The following is a 2,060-nucleotide window of genomic DNA, read 5'->3' as shown; positions in this document are numbered from 1 at the left end:
GTTAACGCTTATGATTAATAATTAGTACACCTATCAAGAATTGAATTATTTTGAAGATTATGATAAAGTTTAAGCATATATAATATTAGGAGGGAAAAATGATAAATAAGAAAAAACATAAAATGCTAACATTATTTTTAAGTTTAATTTTAATATGTAGCATGCAGGGAGTGAGTGTATTTGGTGCTACAATAGGAGAAAGATTATTGGAACCAGAAACGGGATGGCAGCGTATAGATGATACAAACGAAGATATTGTTAAGTATGGTACATGGTATACTGAGTCATTAATTTATAATTATAATGGAAGTGCATCATACATAAAAGGAAATGTACCTACGCAAAAGGTAATGTCATTTATGTTTTATGGAAGTCAAATTAGAATAATTTCTGGATGCTACTCTAATAGGACAACAGAAATGACTATTTATATTGATGGAGTAAAAGTAGGCAAGGCTGATGAAAGTCAACCAAGTGGAATCACGCAAAACTTAATTTTTGAAAAAAAAGATATGGTGAAAGATATACATAAAGTAGATATATATATTGAGGATAGTAAGCCGGGTATGCTGGATGCCATAGATATAGATTCAGATGGTTATATGATTCCATACCAAGAGGATACGTTAAACATTAAAGAAGATTCCATAAGTATTCAACAAAATGAAAACAGACCATTAGTATTAGAGGTTAATAGCTATATTTATACAACATCTTCAGCACTTTGGATTTCATCAGATGAAGCAGTGGCTAAAGTTGATTCAAATGGAGTAGTTACAGGAATTTCAGAGGGAGTAACTACTATTACAGCATATATTGAAGGAACAGATTTAACTGATAGTTGTCAGGTTGATGTAATAAAAGAGAATACGCCTATTTATGATTGTATTCTTAAAATAGAACTTATAGATGATAATATTAAGGAATTTAACGTTACTAGTAATGAAGTGACTGATTTTATACAATGGTTTAAAGATAGAGATAGAGATGATACAGAAGTTCCTTTTTATAAATTCGTTAAAAGTAATGGGACTAGTGTGTATGTAGTACATAATAAAATAGTAGCATTTGAAGTAATTGAAAATTAATATAAGATGTAGATACTCCTAATTAATATTAGGGGTATTTTCAAATATAAGGACAAAGAAAATATGCAGCAAATGTGGAAAGACAATTAAATATAACACAACTTGTACTTGTAGGACAGGCATTACATATAACAGAAACATTACACCTGAGAAACGTAAATTTTACTCATCATATGCTTGGCAAAAATTACGAAATAGAAAAGTAAAAGAGCATCCTTATTGCGAGAGATGTTGGAGTAAGTGGAAGATTATTACTACTGAAAATTTGCAAGGACATCATATAAAGTCATTTAAAGATTATCCTGAGTTAAGATTGGATGAGAATAATATGGCTGTGCTTTGTAGAGTGTGTAACTTGCAGGTTAGTGATAAAAGTTTAAGAGATTGGTAATAGAAAGTAAGAAACAAACAATTTATTTGGAGGGAATTAAATAATAAAGATAAATGTAAATTATAGTATTTCTCCAACTATGTGTAATGATAGATATTTAAGAGAAAATGTTTATCTGATTATGTTTCAGGTATATTCTGAGGAAGATGCCAATTTGAGATTTTTTAATAATATACATGCACTAGAGTATAAAGAGGTTCTGAAAAATTTTGAAGTATTCACTGATAATATACATATAACAAATGAAGTTACTAAATCTTTACATTGTTGTTTAGCTACTAACTTTTATTTCCATTGACATGAAAACAGTTACTATGTTAAAGCTAAATTTCCATAATTTTAGACATGAAAATAGCCAGCATCCTGAGGTTTAATATAATTGCTAGACCATACCAAACACAAAGGAGCTGACTATGGACAATTATATTACTTTATTCGAAAAATTTATAGGCCTTATCGATTGGAAATTACTTCAAAAACATACTGTTAAACTAAATACTGATTTTAAAAAGAATAAATTTTTTACACATGAACACCTTGCAAGTATGATTTATTTTCATATTTGTGAACATGATGGATTT

General features: G+C 28.6%; 2 protein-coding genes. Both read left to right on the top strand.

Annotated features, from left to right (window positions below):
- Positions 1-98 precede the first annotated feature (98 nt).
- Complete coding sequence (locus tag JCM14822_RS18445) at positions 99-1,088, top strand: Ig-like domain-containing protein (protein WP_054744094.1); 990 nt, start codon at positions 99-101, stop codon at positions 1,086-1,088.
- 25 nt (positions 1,089-1,113) lie between these two features.
- Positions 1,114-1,479, top strand: coding sequence for an HNH endonuclease (locus tag JCM14822_RS25335; RefSeq protein ID WP_083461571.1), 366 nt, complete (start codon positions 1,114-1,116; stop codon positions 1,477-1,479).
- Positions 1,480-2,060: the final 581 nt, after the last annotated feature.

It is taken from the genome of Cellulosilyticum ruminicola JCM 14822 (genome assembly GCF_001311925.1).
Taxonomy (GTDB): Bacteria; Bacillota; Clostridia; order Lachnospirales; family Cellulosilyticaceae; genus Cellulosilyticum; species Cellulosilyticum ruminicola.
This window is presented reverse-complemented; position numbering and strand designations above follow the sequence as displayed.

Excerpts from the sequence above, each read along its gene's own strand:
- JCM14822_RS18445 (WP_054744094.1), top strand. The coding sequence starts at position 99 with ATGATAAATAAGAAAAAACATAAAATGCTAACATTATTTTTAAGTTTA.